Here is a 19,624-nt window from a genome sequence, read left to right on the forward strand (position 1 = left end):
CATTGTCTTTTGAAATCCGGCTTTTTTAGTTCAACTGCAAAGTATTATCTAGGCCGATGGGAGATAAAATGGTTTTTCAGCTTATCCAGGCCAATATCCTCCTCCACTTTATCCAACTCATAAAGCCATGCTTTTTCCTGCAGCATTTCTACCCTTTCCTTCGAATTTATCAAATCCAAAGGTTTTACCCTAAATTCCTTACTTATAGGCTGGGTTTGGGTTTGCAGATCCCGGCTATGGCGTAAAATCTGTAGCTGAAAGGTCGGCCATTTACCAACTGAGGAGAAATTTGCGGTATACACCTGCGCATAGTCGTGTTTAGGTATGCTATTCGCAAATACACCTGTGGTTTTGCTACCCGATACTTCGGCAATGCTCACCAACAATTCATAAGATGTTTCATTAACGATATAGAATTTTGCCAAGCCATCTTTTTGCTCACCTGCTACGGCCATAAAAATACCTTTACCCACAAAAGGAAGGTTCTTGGTAAACAGCTCTTCCTCCCGATCATCCTCCGGCAAACGCATATTTCCATGCACCAAGGTAACCTTTGTTTTCAGCACAGGTATTTCAAAACCTGTATCGTCTGTCACCCCAATAATATCGTTGGCCTGTATAGACGTTATATGTCCTTCAATAGGTTCATCGACAAACCGTACTAAATCTCCGATTTTATAGTTCATTTTTTATCCTTTCTATCGATTTTATCAGATAATCAATATCTGTTTTATCATTATAAATATGTAGACCAATCCGTATACCCCCACCCCTAGGGAAACAACGAATACCGAGTTCCAATAATTGGGGGTACCATTCCGGTGGAATTTGTAAGTTCACAACCGACGATTTTAGAGCGCGCTGTTCCGCTATAGGTAGCAATAAATTATGCTTTTTAAATGCTTGGTAGGCATAATCTCTGAGTTCGTTTAAATAAGCCTGAACATTTTCCAATCCAATCGCATTAAAAAAATTAATAGATTGCAGCAGCGTACCATGGCTCAACGTATCTTGATGCCCCGGCTCAAAAAAGGTATTCAAAATTGTTTTGTTACTCCACATCGCCTCCGTAGGTCTATCCATTTGCTGCGCCTTAGCGTAAAGCATTGCTTTTAACCTATCGGAAACCATAAAATAGCCATTTCCAAAACCAGCCATAAGCCATTTATAGCCGCTTCCACCAACGGCATCAAAACCAGAGGCCAAAAAGTCAAAGGGCTCCGTACCTAAATACTGCGTTGCATCGCCAATAATTAGCAAATCCGGAAAATCATTCCTTAACTGCTTAATAAAGTCTAAGTCAATTTTAACGCCGGATACATACTGTACAATGCTTAACAGCAAAATCTTTGGTTTTTTAGTTGCTACAACCGCACGGATGTTTGTTTCAATAGCAGCGTCTACAGTAATCCATTCCACAGGGAAACCCCGATATAGTACAGGGTAATTTAAGGATGGATAATCTTCATGTAGTAAGGCACAGCTTAAGCTGCTATCCAAACCTTCCATCAGTGTATTAAAACCGAATGAAAAATTCGGAACCGCAAAAATATTCGCTGTCGGGCAATTAAACATCCCACCAAAAGCCGCTTTAACAGTATCTATAAATGGCCCCTGCTGCTCACGAAGATCACCCTTCGGGTTAAAAAAATCATACTCCCGCTGTCTCCGCCAGGCATGGTGGCTCTTGGGTAGCAAGCCATTTCCTGGGGTATTAAAATAAGATATCCCTTCAGGAATATCGAAATAACTTTTGTAATCCATTTTTTGTAAAGGTTTGGTTGTTTAGGTAGCTTCTAAAAGATGCCGCTTCAATTTCTACAGCCCCCATAGAAGCAAGATGATCCGTATACACCTGGCAATCAATTAACTTAATATTAAAATTCTGACAAAGATAAATTAGGGCCGCTTTAGATGCATTCGAAACTTTTGCAAACATACTTTCGCCGCAGAACACCTCGCCAAACAACACACCATATAACCCACCAACTAAAGCACCTGCTTGCCATACCTCAATACTATGGGCATAGCCCTCCCGATGCAATCTGCCATATGCTTCCTGCATATCATCCACAATCCAGGTACCGTCCTGATCTTTACGTGTTATGTTCGAGCAATTTTTAATTACCGCGTCAAAACTTTGATTAAAGGTGATATCAAAAGTATTCTTTGCCAGCAATTTCTGCATAGTTTTGCTCACCTTAACCCCTTCAGGTCGTAAGACAAAGCGGTCTAAAGGTGCATACCAAAGAATGGGGCTATCTGCGTTATACCAAGGGAAAATACCTAAGCTATACGCTTTGAGTAACCTTTCGGTACATAAATCGCCTCCCACAGCCAATAAACCATCTTCCTCCGCATAGGAAGGATCCGGAAAATCGTAATGCGTATTATCTAACTGAAATATCATGGGTTAAAAAAGCCAGATTATTTAATCTGGCTGTCTAGTTTCTTTACTGATTTCATCAAATAACTTATCCATATGTTCGACGTAGGAATTTGTATCATCCAAAAAGAACTCCAACTGAGGCACAATTCTAGTTTGATTCTTTATACGAGTTCCAAGTTTGTACCGAATTTCATTCGTCTTCGTTTTAATGGCTGCAATATCCTGCGCGGCGGTATTGGTATTCAAAAAACTTAAATAAACCCGTGCAATGGCCAAGTCTGGCGTTACACGTACCTTTGTAACCGTAATAAACGCTCCTGGCGCCCATGCCTTCCCATCACGGTGAAAAAGTTCAGCCAGGTCCTGTTGAATTACACCGGCAAAACGTTGCTGTCTTTTGCTCTCTGTACCCATTGTAGTAATTTTTATGTATCCCTATAAATTAAGAAACAAAACCTTAACGCCTTGTCTCTTTCCACAAATATAATTATTTCGATTGGTATGGCTGTTATATTGCCATGAAGATCGGTCTAAACAAAGCTATAAAGCATAAAAAAGACTTGTCTCGGGCAAGTGGACAAGTCTTTTATCAAAAAATAGTTTACAATTGGTTAGGTAATTTCTTTCAAGTTTTAAGACTTAGCGGTCTATCATTATTTGGTGATTTATTTTTTTTGGTTACAAAGCGTGAGTATTAACTCACAATATTTTCAATTTCATCTCCCTTTGTGTTACAAACATAACGAGATATTTACGATAATGAAAATTATATTTCAAAAAAAAGTAAGTGGTTACTTTATTGTATAATTATCTACTCACCCTCCATTTTGGAAGAAATTGAATCTGCCCTACCAAATTCATTACGATAAACCTTAAACAGCACCCCCATGGAAGAAAGAATAAGAGGGCCAAAAATCAAGCCTAGCATCCCAAACATATTCAGTCCTAACAAAACCCCGAAAACCGTAATCATGGGAGGCACATCGCCTAATTTTTTCAATATTGTAAAACGGAGGATATTATCAATACTTCCTACCAGCAAAAAGCAATATGCCAAAAGCCCCAAACCGTTTACAGTATTACCCGTAGCCAAAACCACCACACATAAAGGCACATATATAGTCATCGTTCCTAACACGGGAACGATAGAAGATATCCCTGTTAAAATACCCCATAACACAAAATTATCGACGCCAAAAAACCAATACCCAAACATAGCCACCAGACCTTGGCAGAGACCCAAAATGGGGATTCCTAAAGCATTGGAGCGCACCATTAAATCCACTTCATGCCAAACCTCCATTTTACTTTTTAACGAAAAAGGAATAGCATTGGCTATATAATTTTCCATTTTCTTATAATGCACCTGCATAAAAAATAGCACAAAAAAAGCTACCAATATATTTACCGCTACTTCAACGACAGAGTTCAAAATACTCGGTATATACTTGGTAAAACGTTGCAGTCCGGCCAAAAGTGCTTCGTCTGAAAGATCGATTTCGCGCAACATTGGCTTATCACTCATATATTTCTTTACCAAATTAAACTGCGTTACAATTTGATCTGTATTGCTCAAAATTTTGGAAATCTGTGGAGAAAGGTAGTTTATAATACCCCAGAGCGGTAAAACTATAAAAACCAAAGACAGCAGGATAAAAAGAATACTCGTCAAACTTTTATTCCAGCGCCGGTTTTCCGTAAGCTTGATATAACTACGTCGGAAAAGAATGTACATCGTAATGGCACCAAGAAAACCCGGTAAATAATAGATAAGATTCTTAAAAATTAAAATTCCAATAAGGATGATAATCACAATCAGCATAAGCTGATTTATCGAGGTATTATGAATCTGTTTATTAGCCATAGCCGTAGGTTAGTGTATTTCTTTTACTTTACGAACACTGAACAACATTATAATTGCTCCTAAAAATAAGACAAACCAGCCCCATTTCAGGTGTAAGGTTTTACCCAACAATCCATCCGCCAGTTTAAAACCAAAATAATGGTTGATTTTAAAATATACTGCAGCACATCCTAAAATACACCAACCTAAAAATAGCCTGCTTATGCCTAAAAATAAACCCACCTTTCGTAAAAAGAATACCAGTACAGAAACCGACAATAAGCCAATCGTAATAAAGAATAAGCTGTAATCCGTTTGATAGAGGTTCCAGTTTCCTACAAATGGTGCTTTTAGAAAAGGACATAAAACCGTAGATAATGCTGCCACAGCAATACCTGTAAGTGCAATTGGTTTGTTTAAAATATACATGCTGTAAAGGTAGATTTCATCTCCCAATATAGAAAATAATAAATGCTCGCTAAATGAATATTTAACGCTAATTCACCTATTTGAGTTTGCAATAAGACACATGGAAACCAGATTTTATACACCTAAAATTATGACAGCGATCATATCGCGTAAAAAGCAAAATATTAAAACACAATATATCAACGTGTTACAAAATAAAAGTTGCTATTTAAAAACATTCTAAATTAATTGCTTTGACAGATTTCTGACACAACCAATAAGGTTTTTAGTCTACATTTGCATCAAGTTAGTTGAGCTAGAATCAAAGGAGTTGAAGAATTTAAAAGTTATAGCATTTACGCACAAGCATGTTAACCTAAAAGATTTAGGGAATTTGGTAATTTGTAACGAGGAGTTAGATTCCAGATTGATTAATCTTAAGAACAGCTTGGATATTCCCGAAATATTCTATATTGCTACATGTAATCGTGTGGAGTTTGTTTTTTATGGTGCACATGAGCTTACAGATGATTTTATTGCTCAATTTCTTGATAAAATGAATTTCTGTGTTCCTACAGAAAGAATGCAATGTTATTTAGGTCAGGTTATACGTTACACAGGTCTGGATGCACTAAACCACTTGTTACGGATGTCATGCTCGTTAGAGAGTTTAGTAGTCGGTGAAAAAGAGATTTTAGCACAAGTGCGTCGTGCCTATGAAAAATGCCGTGAAGCTGGTTTTACTGGCGATTTCTTACGTTTAATGATGGACCGCTTGGTAAAAACAGCGAAAGAGGTGTATACGTATACGAGTATTTCACGCAACCCGATATCAGTTGTTTCTTTGGCCTACCGTAAGCTGAGGGAGGTTAAACTAAGCGAGAACCCTAGAATTCTGGTCATCGGTTCTGGAGAAACCAACCAAAATTTGGCTAAATACCTAAAAAAACATAAACTCTCTAATTTTGTTGTTTTTAATCGTACAGTAGAAAATGCTAAAGCGCTAGCACAAGAGTTAAACTGCACTGCATTTCCACTGGCAGAATTGCCACAGTATAAGCAAGGTTTCGATATTATGATTACCTGCACGGGCGCCGCAACTTCTATCATCGGCACAGATTTATACCGCTCTTTATTAAATGGCGAAACCGACAAAAAGATTATTGTAGATCTTGCTATTCCAAACGATATCGATGCCGAGGTTATTGCCAACTTCCCGATACATTATATCGAGGTATGTGGCTTACAAGCTATCGCCGAGAAAAATATTCAGGAGCGCTATAATGAGTTGGAAAATGCGGAAAAAATTATTGACGAGAACATAAAGGAATTCCTTCCCATCATAAAACAACGTCGCGTGGAGGTTGCCATGCGCCAGGTACCTGATAAAATTAAAGAAATTCGTGCGCTTGCTATGAATGAAGTCTTTGCACAAGACGTCAATAAATTAGACCCTCAGGCACGTGAGGTACTTGAAAAAGTTATTAACTATATGGAAAAGAAATACATTAAGGTTCCTATGGTAATGGCTAAAGAGATTCTTGTAAAAAACACACAAGACTTCGAAAACAACTAATATCATTTTTTCGTTACCTATTTAAAACATACTTTAATCTGACATAAAAACGTCGGAATATACGGTCTTTTGGCTAAATTTGCCTGCATATAATCCCTATTAAAAAAAATCTTTCGTTGTGAATAGAAAATTAATTATTGGTACCAGAGGTAGTGAACTTGCATTATGGCAAGCAAACTATGTTAAAGACAGATTGGCAGAAATCGGAGTTCAAGCCGAGTTAAAAATTATTAAAACCCAGGGCGATATTATCCAACATCTGCGACTAGATAAACTGGAAGGTAAAGGATTTTTCACCAAAGAATTGGAAGAAGAATTATTATCATCAAAAATTGATCTTGCTGTTCACTCACACAAAGATTTACCTACCATAAACCCACCGGGATTAATTATTGCCGCAGTGTCGGAACGTGAAGATCCTGCAGAAATTATTATTATCCATAAAGACTGTGTCGATATTAAAAAGAGGTTGTCATTAAAACATAATGCCACAGTAGGTACTTCGTCGAACCGACGTAAAGCACAATTGTTATCGGTACGTCCGGATCTTGAATTTGAAGACCTCCGTGGTAATTTGCAGACCCGAATTCAAAAATTGCGCGACGAAAAATATGACGCTATCGTACTGGCAAAAGCGGGTATCAGCAGGTTAAATATGGAGCTTTCGGATTTTCATTTGGAAGAGATCGCTCCGGTAGAAATTATTCCAGCGCCTGCGCAAGGGGTATTGGCAATACAAATTAGGGAAGAAGACACCGAACTTTTTGCTATCCTTCAAAAAATAAATAATACAGAAGTTGCCAAAGCTATTGCTGTAGAACGTAAGGTATTAAATATGTTCGATGCAGGTTGTCATGCTCCACTGGGGTGCTATTGCCGTTTCCGCGATGGCAAATATGAGTCGTGGACTTCCATTGCGGCCGACAATGAAGATTTTCCAGATCGTATCTATTTGCAATCGGAAACAACGGAGGGCATGGCCGAAGCCATATTTGAAAAGTTTAGTAAGGAACGGAAATTACCTGCTTCTGTATTTATTACACGCGACCTGGACGAAAACTCTTACTTGGCACGTGCATTAAAAAAGCATCATATTAAGGTTGAGGCACGATCGTTAATAAAAATATACCCTACCATACATGTTTTAGACTCTTTCATTTTAAAGCGTGCCGATTGGATTTTCTTTAATAGTAAAAATGCCATCGAACATTTCTTTAACTTAAACCCATTGATCCTTAAAAAGACAAAGCTTGCCGTTTTAGGTCGTGGATCGGAGTCTACCTTAAGAAAATACGGCCGCGTAGCGGATTTTTCGGGCGATGATTTAGGCATCAGCACCGACGAAATCACCCAGAAATTTGCCGAATTGGTCGATGGCCAAACGGTTTTAATACCTCGCGCTAAAGACTCTTTAATGAGTATTCAAAAGGCGTTAACCGAGCAAACTAAGGTTATCGATATGCCTATTTACGAAACCGTCTTAGAGCCGAATGTAGACAAATCAAATGCCGATGTTTTAATATTTACCAGTCCAAGCAACGTAACCGCATATTTCCGCGAGAACTTAGCTGATCCGGAACAAAAAATAATTTGTATAGGCCACTCTACAGCACAGGCTATAGAAGAAATGGGGCTTAACTATACACTACCCTTTTCACCGGATGAAATGGGATTGGCGGAAGCCGTATACGGAATATAAAAAACATACGCAGGCAAGACAACACAGTTTCTTGCCTGTGTTTTGTACGCTCATTTCTTAAATTTAAATACATAACAATGCTTCAACGTCCGAGAAGAAATAGAAAATCTGCTGTCATTCGCGACATGATTCAAGAGACGCACCTGTCGTCGTCAAACTTAATTTTCCCCTTATTTATTGTAGATGGAGAAAAGCAAAAAGTAGAGGTAAAGTCTATGCCAGGCATTTACCGGTACGGTATTGATAACCTATTGCATGAAATTGAAAGTTGTTTGAAATTAGGCTTGAACAGTTTCGACCTTTTTCCTGCAGTAGAGGAATCGCTAAAAGATAAATATGCTACGGAAAGCTACCGTGAAGGCACCTTATACCTACGGGCTATCGAGGCGGTAAAGAAAAACTTCCCTGAGGCTTGTGTAATAACGGATGTAGCCATGGATCCGTACAGCTCGGACGGGCATGATGGTATTGTTGAAAACGATGAGATTCTTAACGATGAGACCCTTGCAGTATTAGGGAAAATGGCCTTAGCGCATGCACAATCGGGGGCCGATATTATTGCGCCTTCGGATATGATGGATGGACGTATCGGTTATATCCGAGAACTCTTGGATCAAAATGGCTTTAAGCATGTATCCTTAATGTCGTATACGGCAAAGTATGCCTCTGCATTTTATGGCCCTTTCCGTGACGCTTTAGGCTCGGCACCGAAGAAAGGGGACAAAAAAACATACCAGATGAACCCTGCAAACAGCCGCGAAGCGCTTATTGAAGCCCAGTTAGATGCTGCAGAGGGTGCAGACTTCTTAATGGTAAAACCAGGCTTACCGTATTTGGATATCATTAAACTCCTAAACCAGAATTTTGACCTGCCTATTGCAGCGTATAATGTATCTGGCGAATATGCTATGTTAAAGGCGGCAATTGCTAACGGATGGTTAGCAGAAAGTGCTATATTGGAGACCCTTTTAAGTTTCCGTCGTGCTGGTGCAACGGCCATCCTCACGTACCATGCTAAAGAGGTACTTGAAAAAGGTTGGGTTTAATGCTATAATTTTTTACGTGTTCTAATCAAAAAAACATGACAACAACAGATATTTCAAGAGAAAAATCGGCTGAATTATTTGAAAAAGCTAAACACTATTTCCCTGGTGGCGTAAACTCTCCTGTACGTGCCTTTAAATCGGTTTATGGCACACCACTGTTTATCGAGCGTGGCGATAAAGCCCATTTATGGGATGCCGACGGCAATGAGTTTATTGATTTCTGCTGCTCCTGGGGGCCATTGATTTTAGGCCATAACAACCCCGAAATTAGAACCGCCGTGGAGGCGCAATTGTCGAAGGGCTTGAGTTTTGGAGCGCCTACCGCATTGGAAAATCAATTGGCAGAATTGATCTTAAAGAATAATAGCCTTATCGACAAAATTCGTTTTGTAAGCTCGGGTACCGAAGCCGTAATGTCGGCCATACGATTAGCAAGAGGTTATACCAAGCGAGATAAAATAGTGAAGTTTGATGGTTGTTACCATGGACATTCGGATTCGCTATTGGTAAAAGCAGGATCAGGTTTGGTAACTTTTGGCGAAACATCCTCCTCTGGTGTACCGAAAGCCTTTGCTGCGGAAACCATTGTTATTTCGTTGAACGATAAGGAGGCCTTAAAACAAGTGTTTACCGACTTTAAAGACCAAATTGCTGCGGTTATTATTGAAGGTATTCCGGCAAACAACGGACTTTTAATTCAAGATCCAGAATACATCCATTTTTTGCGGGAAATAACCCAACAGAATGGCACATTATTAATTTTCGATGAAGTAATTACCGGCTTTCGTATAGGTTTTGAAGGCGCCGCCAAATACTACGGTATTAAACCCGATATCCTAACCTACGGAAAAATTATTGGTGGTGGTATGCCAGTAGGTGCATATGGCGCTTCTAATGAACTAATGAGCCATATTTCGCCAGAAGGTACCGTTTACCAGGCAGGTACATTATCAGGAAATCCGGTTGCCATGGCGGCAGGAATTGCAGCCTTATCCCTATTAGCACAACCTGATTTTTATAGCAATTTAGAAAAAACAACGCAGGCTTTTGTAGCTGATCTGCGTAACTTTATTGAAACGAATAACCTGGAGGTTCAATTATTTACGGTTGGTTCAATTTTCTGGTTTGCTTTTACAGCGCAGCCTACTATACAGCGTGCCGATCAAATTGACCCTGCATCGATGGAGAAATATAAAAAAATGCATCGTGAATTGTTAAATAGAGGTATATACTTTGGTCCTTCTGGTTATGAAGTTGGCTTTATTTCTGCGGCACATACGGCTGAAGATTTGGCGCTAGCTAAGGATGCGCTGAAACAGGCTCTACTGGTTGCATTCCAGTAAAATTGTAGGCCTTCATTTTATGGCAATATTTTTGCTAGAGGTAAACTTTTATAGCGGATTAATCGTCTTATATTAAACCTTTAAACATAAACAATTCAAATATGAAAAAAATATTACTTGCTTTAGCTATTGCTAGTGCGTCATTAGTAACGCTTAACTCCTGTACAAAGGAATACATAACCAATACTCAAGAAGGAGTAAGCTACGTTTATAACTTAAAATCTAATAATTGGAGTCGAATAGGTAATTCCAGAACTTATGAAGCCGTTATCAATATTAACGATTTGGATGGCCGTTATTTCGAAGATGGCCATGTAAGTGTAGCTGTAAGCTTGCCTACTGCTTCAGGACAGGAAGCTACTTACGAAATTATTCCTGCAACCGTATTGGATTTCCGTTATAGTGCAAATTATTCTATTGGAAAAGTAAGAATTTTTGCAGACTATCTTACCGATCAGCCTTTGAACCCAGGGGATATGTCGGTAAAGGTGGTATTAACAGATGCCAGAGTAGGAAACTAAAAAATAAGGCTTGCAAGTATGCAAGCCTTATTTTTTATATTAATAAGCCATTTTGAAAAGCAAAAGTAATCAGCTGTGCTGTATTTTTAACCTGCGCCTTTTCGATCAGCGACAATCGATACCCCTCCACGGTTCTTTTGCTCAAAAATATCTTCTCGGCAATCTCTCCATTCGTCAATCCTTGAGCAATAAATTTTAAAACCTCGATTTCTCGTTCGTTAAGCCCAATCTTTCCATCCTCATTTGTAGGAATATAACTCGGTCCACTACTGTACTGTGCATATGTTTCAATAAGTTTTTTACTTAATTCAGCACATAGGTATGTACCCCCATTTGAAATATGCCTCAGGGCAAACATCAATTCATTGTATTCTACATTTTTAACTAAATAACCAGACAGCCCTTTACTAAAAGCACCGATAACGACATGGAGGTCAGCAAGAACGGAAAACATTACGACTTTAATCTTTGGATGCTGCTTACGCAAATATTCCAATAAGGCTAACCCATCTATACCCGTCATTTGTATATCTGTAATGACCAAATCCGCTTGGCCACCATCGTCCAAAAATTTTATTGCCTCGCCCCCCTCGCCTCCCTCGGCAACCACCTCAAAATCAGTACTCGAGTTTAGCAACATTTTTATGCCACTGCGCACCACCATATGATCTTCAACTAACAGAACCTTTACCATAATATCATTGATATTCTTTTATTCTATATTAGATTACTCCGCTATCCGAATTATTGAAGGGCATAGCTACTATGTATAAAGATACGTTTCATCGTACAAACAACATAGTGTAAAATAATAAATACGCAGTTTAACACGTACTTATACGGTTCATTTAGCTACAAATAAAATATGACAGAGGTCATATTTTTACACAACAAACTGTTTTTCAGCACGTTAACACACGCTCTTAAAGATAAAAATATAACCATAAAGTAACTAAATTACTTTAGCATAATATTTTCTTGCATCATTCTTGTAGCCTCTTATACAAGGAACTTAAATTAACACAAAATGGAAAATGCAAAATTGAATATTCTCTTTAAAGAAAAAAGACCCTATTTAAATCGCATAGCGGCAAGATTTACGACAGACGAGGATGAAAAGGAAGATTTAATCCAGGAGACTATTTATAGATCCTTATCTTCTATTGAAAAATTCATTCAACATCCGAAGTTAATGTCTTGGTTGTTTACCATTATGAAAAACACCTATATTAACAATTATCGAAAAACAAAAAGATTTGAGACGATGCAGCAAAACTTTTTAGTTTCGGACCAACCTAAGCATGCAAAAAACAGGGGTGAAAGTCAGTTTGTAAATGCCGATATCAACAGTGCGTTGAAAGAACTATCCAACGATAACTACCTTATATTCACCATGTTTCTAGAAGGCTATAAATACCATGAAATTGCACAGCATTTTAATATACCGGAAGGAACGGTGAAAACTAGAATCCATGTCTCCAGAAAATTCCTGCAGAAAAGACTAAGTACATATGCAAACTTTAATTAGTCAAAACCTTAGATTATGTAGGTATTAGTGGTAATGCATAAACCGAAAATAGCTACATATAAAAACATATAATTTTTAAAAGAGCTGTCTCAAAGTAGGAGATGGCTCTTTTTATATATGCCAGATCAGAAGCATGTCTTAACAATTAATTTACCTAGTAGTAACAATGATTAATTATTCTTTCACAAAAATTAATTATTAAAAACATAACACCATCAATAAAAAAAAACACCTTAACCGCTAGCTATCAACAGCTTAAAAACTAAAAATACAAAAAATACAAACGCATAATTTAAAAAATCCTGCAGACCGTTAAAAAAAGTAATATAACTAGAAATAAAAAGGAGTTAAAAATAGATACACATTCAATTTTTTTAACTTATATTTAGAAACTAACAATATTACCTTGAGGTCTATTATGAATGCAACATTTAAAAATTGTGATCAAGAACAAATACATCTTTGTGGTAAAATACAAGATTTCGGTTATCTTTTGGTATTCGATAGCAGCCAACACTGTATAGCTTACAGCGCTAACATACCCGAACTATTGCCCATAGCAACACCTATGCCTTTAGGGGTAGGCATAGAAGAAATCTTGGCAAAACTACGCTTTGAAGATACTTTTGATTTTTCTGAAGTACAGATAAAGGTCCGCGAAGGGCAGCGTCTAGTATTTAATACGGCTGTTTCCGGCAGAAAGATCTACCTAAGTATCTATTTACATCAGGATAAGTATTACTTAGAATTTGAGTCTAAAAAGGAGTACAACCAATCCTATGTTTATTTACAAAACTTTTCACGTCACCTGGATCAAAATAAGAATAATATATGGGGCGCACTATGTGACAATATAAGCTCAATCATTCAGTACGACCGCGTTATGGTATATCAATTCTTAGAAGATAACAGTGGTATCGTCGTGGCAGAAAAGGTGATTGATGGCTTAGATAGTTTACGCGGGTATCGATTTCCTGAGTTTGATATCCCAGCACAGGCGCGAGCGCTGTACAAGAAAATGCCCTCTCGTATGGTTGCTGATATTAATAGTACTGCCTGGGACGTAATAGGCCTTGAAGCGAATGAACTTGATTTAGGATACACCGGTATTCGTGCGCTATCGCCAATGCACCTCCATTACCTGCGCAATGCCGGCGTAGCAGCGAGTGTTAGTTTTTCAATTCTTATCAACGGCAACCTTTGGGGACTTATTGCCTGCCAAAATCGTGCCCCTAAACACATAGACCTTGGCCAAAGGCATCTTTGTTACTTTATAACGCAACATGCGGCAAACCTTTACTTAACATTGAAAACTGAGGATGATCTAAAATTTAATGAGCTAAAAAAAACCATTGAACTGGAAATTAAAGAGAAGCTTCTCGTTCAAAAAAACATATTAAAGGTGTTTCAGGAAATCGGCCCAAAGCTTATTGCCACTGTTGCAGCAGATGGTATGATTATCCGGCATCCACATCATAGTATTGCTATAGGCATAACCCCCGGGCTTGAGCGTATTGAGCATATCCATAAAGATATAGTAGAGCATACACAGGAAACCTTCTATATTACGAAAGATTATAGGGAACCTTATACCTTAGCCGAGGGTGAAGTTCGTTTTCCTGGAATTGTAAAAATGGATATCGACCAAGATCATACATTTTCTGTGTATTGGTTTCGTAAGGAGCAAGTAGTGGAAGAAATATGGGCCGGTAACCCGGAGAAAAACTATGCTTACGACGCCAAAAAGAAAATAATATTAATCAGTCCGCGAACATCATTCCATGCCTGGAGACAGTTAGTGAAAGGAAAATCATCCAATTGGTTGGACAAAGAAATTCTTTTTATCCGACGCATAAAACAATTAATTCAGGGCTCTATCGCGACAAAAATTGCCGAAATCCAGCGACTGAATGAACAGCTCATGGAAATAAATAATAGCCTGGATACCTATACACATACCTTAGCACATGATTTAAAAAACCCACTATCATCGATTAAATTAGGCGCCCAGATGATACTGCAACGTAAAGACCTTAGCCCAGAATTATTAGAGAAAATTGCCCTAAATATGTTGGATGCGGTGGAGCTCATGAACAATATGATGAATATGATTTACGACTTTTCCAAGGCCAAATCCTTTGCTATAAAGATTGAAAAGGTACAGACGGAACATTTTATCCATCAACTGATAAGCGATGGAAAAAAGCGGTATAATGTGCCTCATTTAGATGTGCATATCGGTGATCTACTGGATGTTAAAGGCGAGCAGACCTTACTGTACCAGATGTTTATGAACCTAATAAATAACGCCATAAAATTCAGCAGTAAAAAAGAGAAACCAGCGATAAAAGTGAGCAGCTACGCTACCGATAAACACATCATCTATAAAATCAGAGATAACGGAATTGGCATTCCAAACGAAGAATTAGCCAATATTTATGAGATTTTTAAACGCACACGAAATGCACATGTGTTTGAGGGAACGGGTGTAGGTTTATCTATTGTAAAACGAATCATTGATCGTTTAGAAGGTGATATACAGGTAGAAAGCATCATCGGGGAAGGTACGGCATTTAAGGTGTGCTTTAAGCATTAAGCAATAGGCACGAGCAACGGGGACGGGCAAGGGAACTAACGCTACTTAATGCTTAACACAGCCCCCTCCCCTTACTTTAAAAGTTCCCTTGCGTGCTGCAAAGCGGCTTCACCAGGTGTCTTCCCGCTTAACATCTGCGCAATTTCTACGACCCTTTGTTCCGCCGTTAATAACACCAGGTTGGATTGAGTTTTTTCCTGTTTATCTTCTTTGTATACCTTAAAATGCGCTTTCCCTTTAGAGGCTATCTGCGGTAGGTGTGATATAGCTACAACCTGCATATTTTGAGCAAGCGCTGCCATTACCTCCCCAACACGAAGAGCGACTTCACCTGAAATCCCTGTATCGATTTCATCAAATACTATGGTAGGCAAAGCCGATGATTTAGCGACTAAGGATTTTATCGCCAACATTACGCGCGACAACTCGCCACCCGAAGCCACCTTATGTATATGCTGTAAGGGTTGCCCCTTATTTGCTGAGAATAAAAACTGCACCGTATCTAAACCCGTAGATGTTACAGCGTTAATATCCAATAAGTCGAGTGATATTTTGAGTTGAGCATTGGGCATCCCCACCTCTTCCAGTGTCGTAGCGACACTTTTTTCAACTACAGGCACGACTGCTAACCGTTTGTTATGAATCAGGGTTGCTTGTTTTAATAGCAGCTCCCGATGTAACTGCAGCTCCTGCTCCAAGCGATCCAATAGCGCATCCTGATTGGAGGCAAACTGCAACTTCTCTTCCAGCTGTTCCTTAAACTGCAGCAGTTCAACATCAGTATCCAGGCGGTGTTTTTTTAATAGGGAATAAATAGCACTTAACCGATTGTTTACCTCGTCCAGACGCTGCTCATCAAGATTTACACGACTCTCTTCATCGGAGATTTCATTCGCTACATCTTTTATCTCAATATAAGAACTTTGCAGTCTTTCCGCCAAGGCACTGGCATTATGCAAATATTTGCCGGCACCATGCACCTGTTGAATGCTATCTTTAAGCATCGATAGCACATTTTGTTCGGCATCCGCCAGCCCCTGTCCAGCTAAGTGAAGACTACGTTTTATATCTTCGGCATTTTCCAGTTGTTGCTGCTCAATTTCCAAAGCTGCAACCTCCCCAGTATAGGGGTTAACGCGCTCCAGCTCCTCATATAAAAACCGGTTATAATCGAGTTCCGCATTCGCCGCCGCTAACTCCTCTTGCGCATTTTTAAGGTTTTTAGCTGCTTGTTTAAAAGTTTTCAATTTTTGTTGAAAATCATGCAGCAGTTGTATATTATCGGCCAGACTATCCAAGACAAAAAGCTGAAAGCTTTCGGTATTAATCTGCAAGGTGGCATGCTGGGAATGGATATCAATCAAACGCTCACCCAAACTTTTTAGCGTAGCCAGCGTCACCGGTGAATCGTTGACAAAGGCACGCGATTTACCATCTATAGCAATCTCCCGACGAATTATGGTTTCCGCTTCGAAGTCTAAATCATGCAGGGTAAAGAAGTCCTGAAGGGCATACGAACGAATATCAAAAGTAGCTTCAATAATACATTTTTTTTGGACATCAAAAAAAGGTTTCCCTTCAACCCTATTTCCTAATATCAGACCTAACGCCCCCATTAAAATAGATTTCCCTGCTCCCGTTTCTCCGGTAATGATATTAAGACCTTTATCAAAGGCTATATCAAGTGTATCTATTAAAGCATAGTTTTTGATGTGTAATTTAGCTAACATAAAATATTGCCGTTTTGGATTAAAGCTGCTATTTATCTTTTCAAAGATACTGTATTAGCACAAGCTTTAAAAATACGGCTCATGGATAAAACTCCCAAAAAAAAATTAGTTTTGTAGATATGCCCGATTACAGTACCTCTTTAAAAAAGTATATGCCTGAAGCTGCAGCTCCTGTAATTTCGCAATGGATAAACGATACAGGCTGTAGGTTTAAGGTTACGCGTAGCAGAAACAGTAAATTAGGTGATTATAGAGCACCATTTAAAGGTTCTTCCCATCAGATTACGGTCAACCATGACCTTAACCCCTATTCTTTTTTGATTACCACAGTACATGAGTTTGCTCATCTTAAAACCTATCAAGAGCATAAAAACAAGGTTAAACCCCATGGAAATGAATGGAAAGAAAACTTTAAAATGCTTATGGAGCCTTTCTTAAATCGCGCTATTTTTCCTGCTGACATTATACAAGCTATAGCCCAATATTTAAACAACCCAGCCGCATCTTCTTGTACGGATATCAATTTATATCGATCCTTAAAGCGGTATGATACCCTACAAACTCGCGCTGTACATTTGGAAGACCTACCGATAAACAGTTGCTTTCAATTGGAAAATGGACGTAAGTTCCAAAAGATGGAAAAACTGCGTAAAAGATACCGATGCATCGAACTTCATACGCAGAAAGTATATCTCTTTCACCCCATTGCCGAGGTATTTCCAAGCGAAGATTAACGACAAATGATATCTTAATCGAAAAAGCTGTACTTTTATTATTTAATTATTAAACGATCAAACCACTATGATTACGAAATACCTCTTTGTGGCTAGCATGGGTCTTGCTTCTTTGTTTAGCGCGTGCCAATCTGCTGCACCCACGCACGATGGCGGAAGTCTGGACAGCACCGCCTTACAGGCCATTTCCGAAGAAAGCTATAAAGCCAATGTAGCTCAACTGGCATCCGACGAGTTTTTAGGACGTAAGCCTTTTACAAAGGGGGATACCCTCGCCGTTAATTTTATTGCCGATAGGTTTAAGGAATTAGGACTTCAGCCTGCCAATGCAGATTCCTACTTCCAAGAAGTGCCTATGGTTGAAGTAACGTCAAAACCTAAAAATAAAACGTTAAATTTTCAAGGACCGCAGGGCAGTATAAACCTTAATTATCTGGATGATTTTGTTATTGGATCCAGAAAACTGGAGACAGAAATTACCATTCCTACAACGGAATTGGTGTTTGCAGGCTTTGGTATTGTCGCGCCGGAATATAAATGGAACGATTATGCAGGATTGGATGTTAAAGGAAAAACGGTGGTAGTTCTGGCATCTGACCCAGGACACTACGATAAAAATCTTTTTAAAGCCGATACGATGACCTATTATGGGCGCTGGACTTACAAATATGAGGAGGCTGCACGCCAGGGTGCAACGGGGGTATTGATAATCCACGATACCAAAGCTGCCAGTTATGGGTGGGATGTGATACGCTCAGGCTGGACCGGACCGCAGCTTGACTTGGCAAACAACGCTGAACCCAAAACGGCATTTGAAGGCTGGCTGTCTGCCGACGCTGCAAGGGCTTTATTTAAAATCGCTGCTCCAGGTACAAACCTTGTTGAGCAGGCCTTGAAACCTGGTTTTAAAGCCGTTCCTATGCAAGTTTCTACAACCATTACCTTGCAAAATAACCTACGGTATGCAACCTCTAATAATGTAGTTGCAAAGATTGAAGGTAGTAAAAGACCGGAAGAAGTAATAATCTATACGGCACACTGGGACCATTTAGGTGTAGGAGAACCTGTTAATGGCGATTCGATATATAATGGGGCTGTAGATAATGCAGCTGGTGTAGCGGCACTATTTGAAATTGCGAAAGCCTTTAAAGCTGCAAAGGTAAAACCCGAACGAACGGTGTTGTTTATTGCCCTAACGGGTGAGGAAGAGGGTTTATTAGGCTCGGCTTATTATACAGATAACCCTTTGTTTCCGTTGCGTAAAACAGTCGCTAATATCAATATGGACGCCTTTAACCCTACCGGTGAAACAAAGGATGTGTCGGTTATAGGTTACGGGCAGTCGGAAATGGACAATTATGTGGAACATTCAGCGGCTAAATTCGGCCGTATAGTACAGGGAGAAAAGAACCCAAGCTCGGGTGGATTTTATCGTTCTGACCACTTTAACTTCGTAAAGAAAGGTGTGCCAGGGCTTTTTATGGGTAGCGGAAATACCTACATCAGTACAGATACGCTGGCCTTAAACTTGCGCAAGGAAGCGCTAAAAGGGCGTTATCATGCCCCTTCCGACGAGCTGGATGCGCATTGGGATTTCAACGGTATATTAGCCGATATCCGCCTTTTCTTTGATATTGGTTATACCTTAAGTAGGGAAAAAACATTCCCACAGTTTAAGGAAAAATCAGAATTTAGAGAATTAGGCTTAAAACGACTTACAAAATAGTACTTTTGCATACACAGAAGAAAGTGAATTAAATCTTAAAAACTATGTTAACAGGAATGAAACACCTACACTCCACTTTGGCCATCGTTTTGTTGGTAGCTTTAGTGCTATCCATTGTTATTACATTGGCAAACTTTTTAGGCAACAAAACGTACAACCGTAAAATCTCCCTTTTGGGGCTTATTTCAGCACATTTACAACTTGTTGTTGGTTTGCTGATCTATTTTACCTCTCCACTTGGTTTATCCAGTTTTAAAGGTGAAAACATGAGCAATAGTCTTTCGCGCCTTTACTTTTTAGAACACCCCCTCATGATGATTATTGGTATTACATTAATCACCATTGGCTATTCTAAAGCGAAAAGAATTTCTGATGATAAAAAGGCAAACCAGACCGTTTTGATTTTCTTTATCCTCGGATTAATCGCTATCCTGTCAAGAATTCCTTGGGCTACATGGTCGTTATTTCAATAGTATAAAAAAAAT

The 19,624-nt window shown here is 39.0% G+C and carries 18 protein-coding genes; 10 read left to right on the forward strand and 8 right to left on the reverse strand.

From position 1 onward, the window contains the following. Nucleotides 1-44: 44 nt before the first annotated feature. The 6 genes from ACL9RF_RS13475 to ACL9RF_RS13500 all read right to left on the reverse strand — a co-directional run bounded on the left by ACL9RF_RS13475 (nt 45) and on the right by ACL9RF_RS13500 (nt 4,661). Nucleotides 45-686 carry a hypothetical protein gene (locus ACL9RF_RS13475; RefSeq protein ID WP_422801155.1) on the reverse strand — a complete coding sequence of 214 codons (642 nt, stop codon included), beginning with the start codon at nt 684-686 and terminating at the stop codon, nt 45-47. Next, nucleotides 676-1,764, reverse strand: a complete 1,089-nt coding sequence (locus ACL9RF_RS13480) for an aminotransferase class V-fold PLP-dependent enzyme (protein ID WP_422801156.1) — start codon at nt 1,762-1,764, stop codon at nt 676-678. Before ACL9RF_RS13480 ends, ACL9RF_RS13475 begins: the two co-directional genes overlap by 11 nt. Continuing rightward, a complete protein-coding gene (aat, locus tag ACL9RF_RS13485) occupies nt 1,733-2,410 on the reverse strand; it encodes a leucyl/phenylalanyl-tRNA--protein transferase (RefSeq protein ID WP_422801157.1) in 678 nt (225 codons plus the stop codon). Before aat ends, ACL9RF_RS13480 begins: the two co-directional genes overlap by 32 nt. Before the next feature lie 21 nt (nt 2,411-2,431). Further along, nucleotides 2,432-2,803 (reverse strand): 30S ribosome-binding factor RbfA, encoded by a 372-nt coding sequence (gene rbfA / locus ACL9RF_RS13490; RefSeq protein ID WP_422801158.1) that lies wholly within the window; start codon nt 2,801-2,803, stop codon nt 2,432-2,434. Nucleotides 2,804-3,200: 397 nt separating this feature from the next. Next, nucleotides 3,201-4,253: an AI-2E family transporter gene (locus tag ACL9RF_RS13495; RefSeq protein WP_422801159.1), complete on the reverse strand. Its 1,053-nt coding sequence runs from the start codon at nt 4,251-4,253 to the stop codon at nt 3,201-3,203. 9 nt (nt 4,254-4,262) lie between these two features. Further along, entirely contained in the window at nt 4,263-4,661 is a 399-nt protein-coding gene (locus tag ACL9RF_RS13500) for a hypothetical protein (RefSeq protein WP_422801160.1), read from the reverse strand. Nucleotides 4,662-4,971: 310 nt separating this feature from the next. Here ACL9RF_RS13500 and hemA point away from each other — a divergent pair, with 310 nt between their 5' ends. The 5 genes from hemA to ACL9RF_RS13525 all read left to right on the forward strand — a co-directional run bounded on the left by hemA (nt 4,972) and on the right by ACL9RF_RS13525 (nt 10,825). After that, nucleotides 4,972-6,216, forward strand: coding sequence for a glutamyl-tRNA reductase (hemA, locus tag ACL9RF_RS13505; protein WP_422801161.1), 1,245 nt, complete (start codon nt 4,972-4,974; stop codon nt 6,214-6,216). A 118-nt stretch (nt 6,217-6,334) separates the two neighbouring features. After that, nucleotides 6,335-7,915 carry a hydroxymethylbilane synthase gene (hemC, locus tag ACL9RF_RS13510; protein ID WP_422801162.1) on the forward strand — a complete coding sequence of 527 codons (1,581 nt, stop codon included), beginning with the start codon at nt 6,335-6,337 and terminating at the stop codon, nt 7,913-7,915. 77 nt (nt 7,916-7,992) lie between these two features. Next, a complete protein-coding gene (gene hemB, locus ACL9RF_RS13515; RefSeq protein WP_422801163.1) occupies nt 7,993-8,961 on the forward strand; it encodes a porphobilinogen synthase in 969 nt (322 codons plus the stop codon). Nucleotides 8,962-8,996: 35 nt separating this feature from the next. After that, nucleotides 8,997-10,304, forward strand: coding sequence for a glutamate-1-semialdehyde 2,1-aminomutase (gene hemL, locus ACL9RF_RS13520; protein WP_422801164.1), 1,308 nt, complete (start codon nt 8,997-8,999; stop codon nt 10,302-10,304). Between the two features lie 101 nt (nt 10,305-10,405). Continuing rightward, on the forward strand, nt 10,406-10,825 hold the full coding sequence (locus tag ACL9RF_RS13525) for a hypothetical protein (protein WP_422801165.1): 420 nt from the start codon (nt 10,406-10,408) through the stop codon (nt 10,823-10,825). A 34-nt stretch (nt 10,826-10,859) separates the two neighbouring features. Here ACL9RF_RS13525 and ACL9RF_RS13530 read toward each other — a convergent pair whose 3' ends face one another. Continuing rightward, the gene (locus tag ACL9RF_RS13530; protein WP_422801166.1) at nt 10,860-11,519 is read right to left on the reverse strand and encodes a response regulator; all 660 of its coding nucleotides are present in this window, start codon (nt 11,517-11,519) and stop codon (nt 10,860-10,862) included. A gap of 333 nt (nt 11,520-11,852) precedes the next feature. On the opposite strand from ACL9RF_RS13530, the gene ACL9RF_RS13535 reads away from it, so the two are divergent. Further along, nucleotides 11,853-12,353, forward strand: a complete 501-nt coding sequence (locus ACL9RF_RS13535; RefSeq protein ID WP_422801167.1) for an RNA polymerase sigma factor — start codon at nt 11,853-11,855, stop codon at nt 12,351-12,353. 418 nt (nt 12,354-12,771) lie between these two features. Next, a complete protein-coding gene (locus ACL9RF_RS13540) occupies nt 12,772-14,949 on the forward strand; it encodes an ATP-binding protein (protein WP_422801168.1) in 2,178 nt (725 codons plus the stop codon). A 71-nt stretch (nt 14,950-15,020) separates the two neighbouring features. Here the strand turns inward: ACL9RF_RS13540 and recN are convergent, their stop codons facing one another. Continuing rightward, nucleotides 15,021-16,679 (reverse strand): DNA repair protein RecN, encoded by a 1,659-nt coding sequence (recN, locus tag ACL9RF_RS13545; protein WP_422801169.1) that lies wholly within the window; start codon nt 16,677-16,679, stop codon nt 15,021-15,023. A 119-nt stretch (nt 16,680-16,798) separates the two neighbouring features. Here recN and ACL9RF_RS13550 point away from each other — a divergent pair, with 119 nt between their 5' ends. The 3 genes from ACL9RF_RS13550 to ACL9RF_RS13560 all read left to right on the forward strand — a co-directional run bounded on the left by ACL9RF_RS13550 (nt 16,799) and on the right by ACL9RF_RS13560 (nt 19,612). Continuing rightward, on the forward strand, nt 16,799-17,413 hold the full coding sequence (locus ACL9RF_RS13550; protein WP_422801170.1) for a sprT domain-containing protein: 615 nt from the start codon (nt 16,799-16,801) through the stop codon (nt 17,411-17,413). A 67-nt stretch (nt 17,414-17,480) separates the two neighbouring features. Further along, on the forward strand, nt 17,481-19,139 hold the full coding sequence (locus tag ACL9RF_RS13555; protein WP_422801171.1) for a M28 family metallopeptidase: 1,659 nt from the start codon (nt 17,481-17,483) through the stop codon (nt 19,137-19,139). Nucleotides 19,140-19,183: 44 nt separating this feature from the next. Beyond that, nucleotides 19,184-19,612 (forward strand): hypothetical protein, encoded by a 429-nt coding sequence (locus ACL9RF_RS13560; protein WP_422801172.1) that lies wholly within the window; start codon nt 19,184-19,186, stop codon nt 19,610-19,612. The last annotated feature ends 12 nt before the right edge of the window (nt 19,613-19,624 follow it).

This window comes from Sphingobacterium sp. Mn56C, assembly GCF_049319645.1.
Classification (GTDB): Bacteria; Bacteroidota; Bacteroidia; order Sphingobacteriales; family Sphingobacteriaceae; genus Sphingobacterium.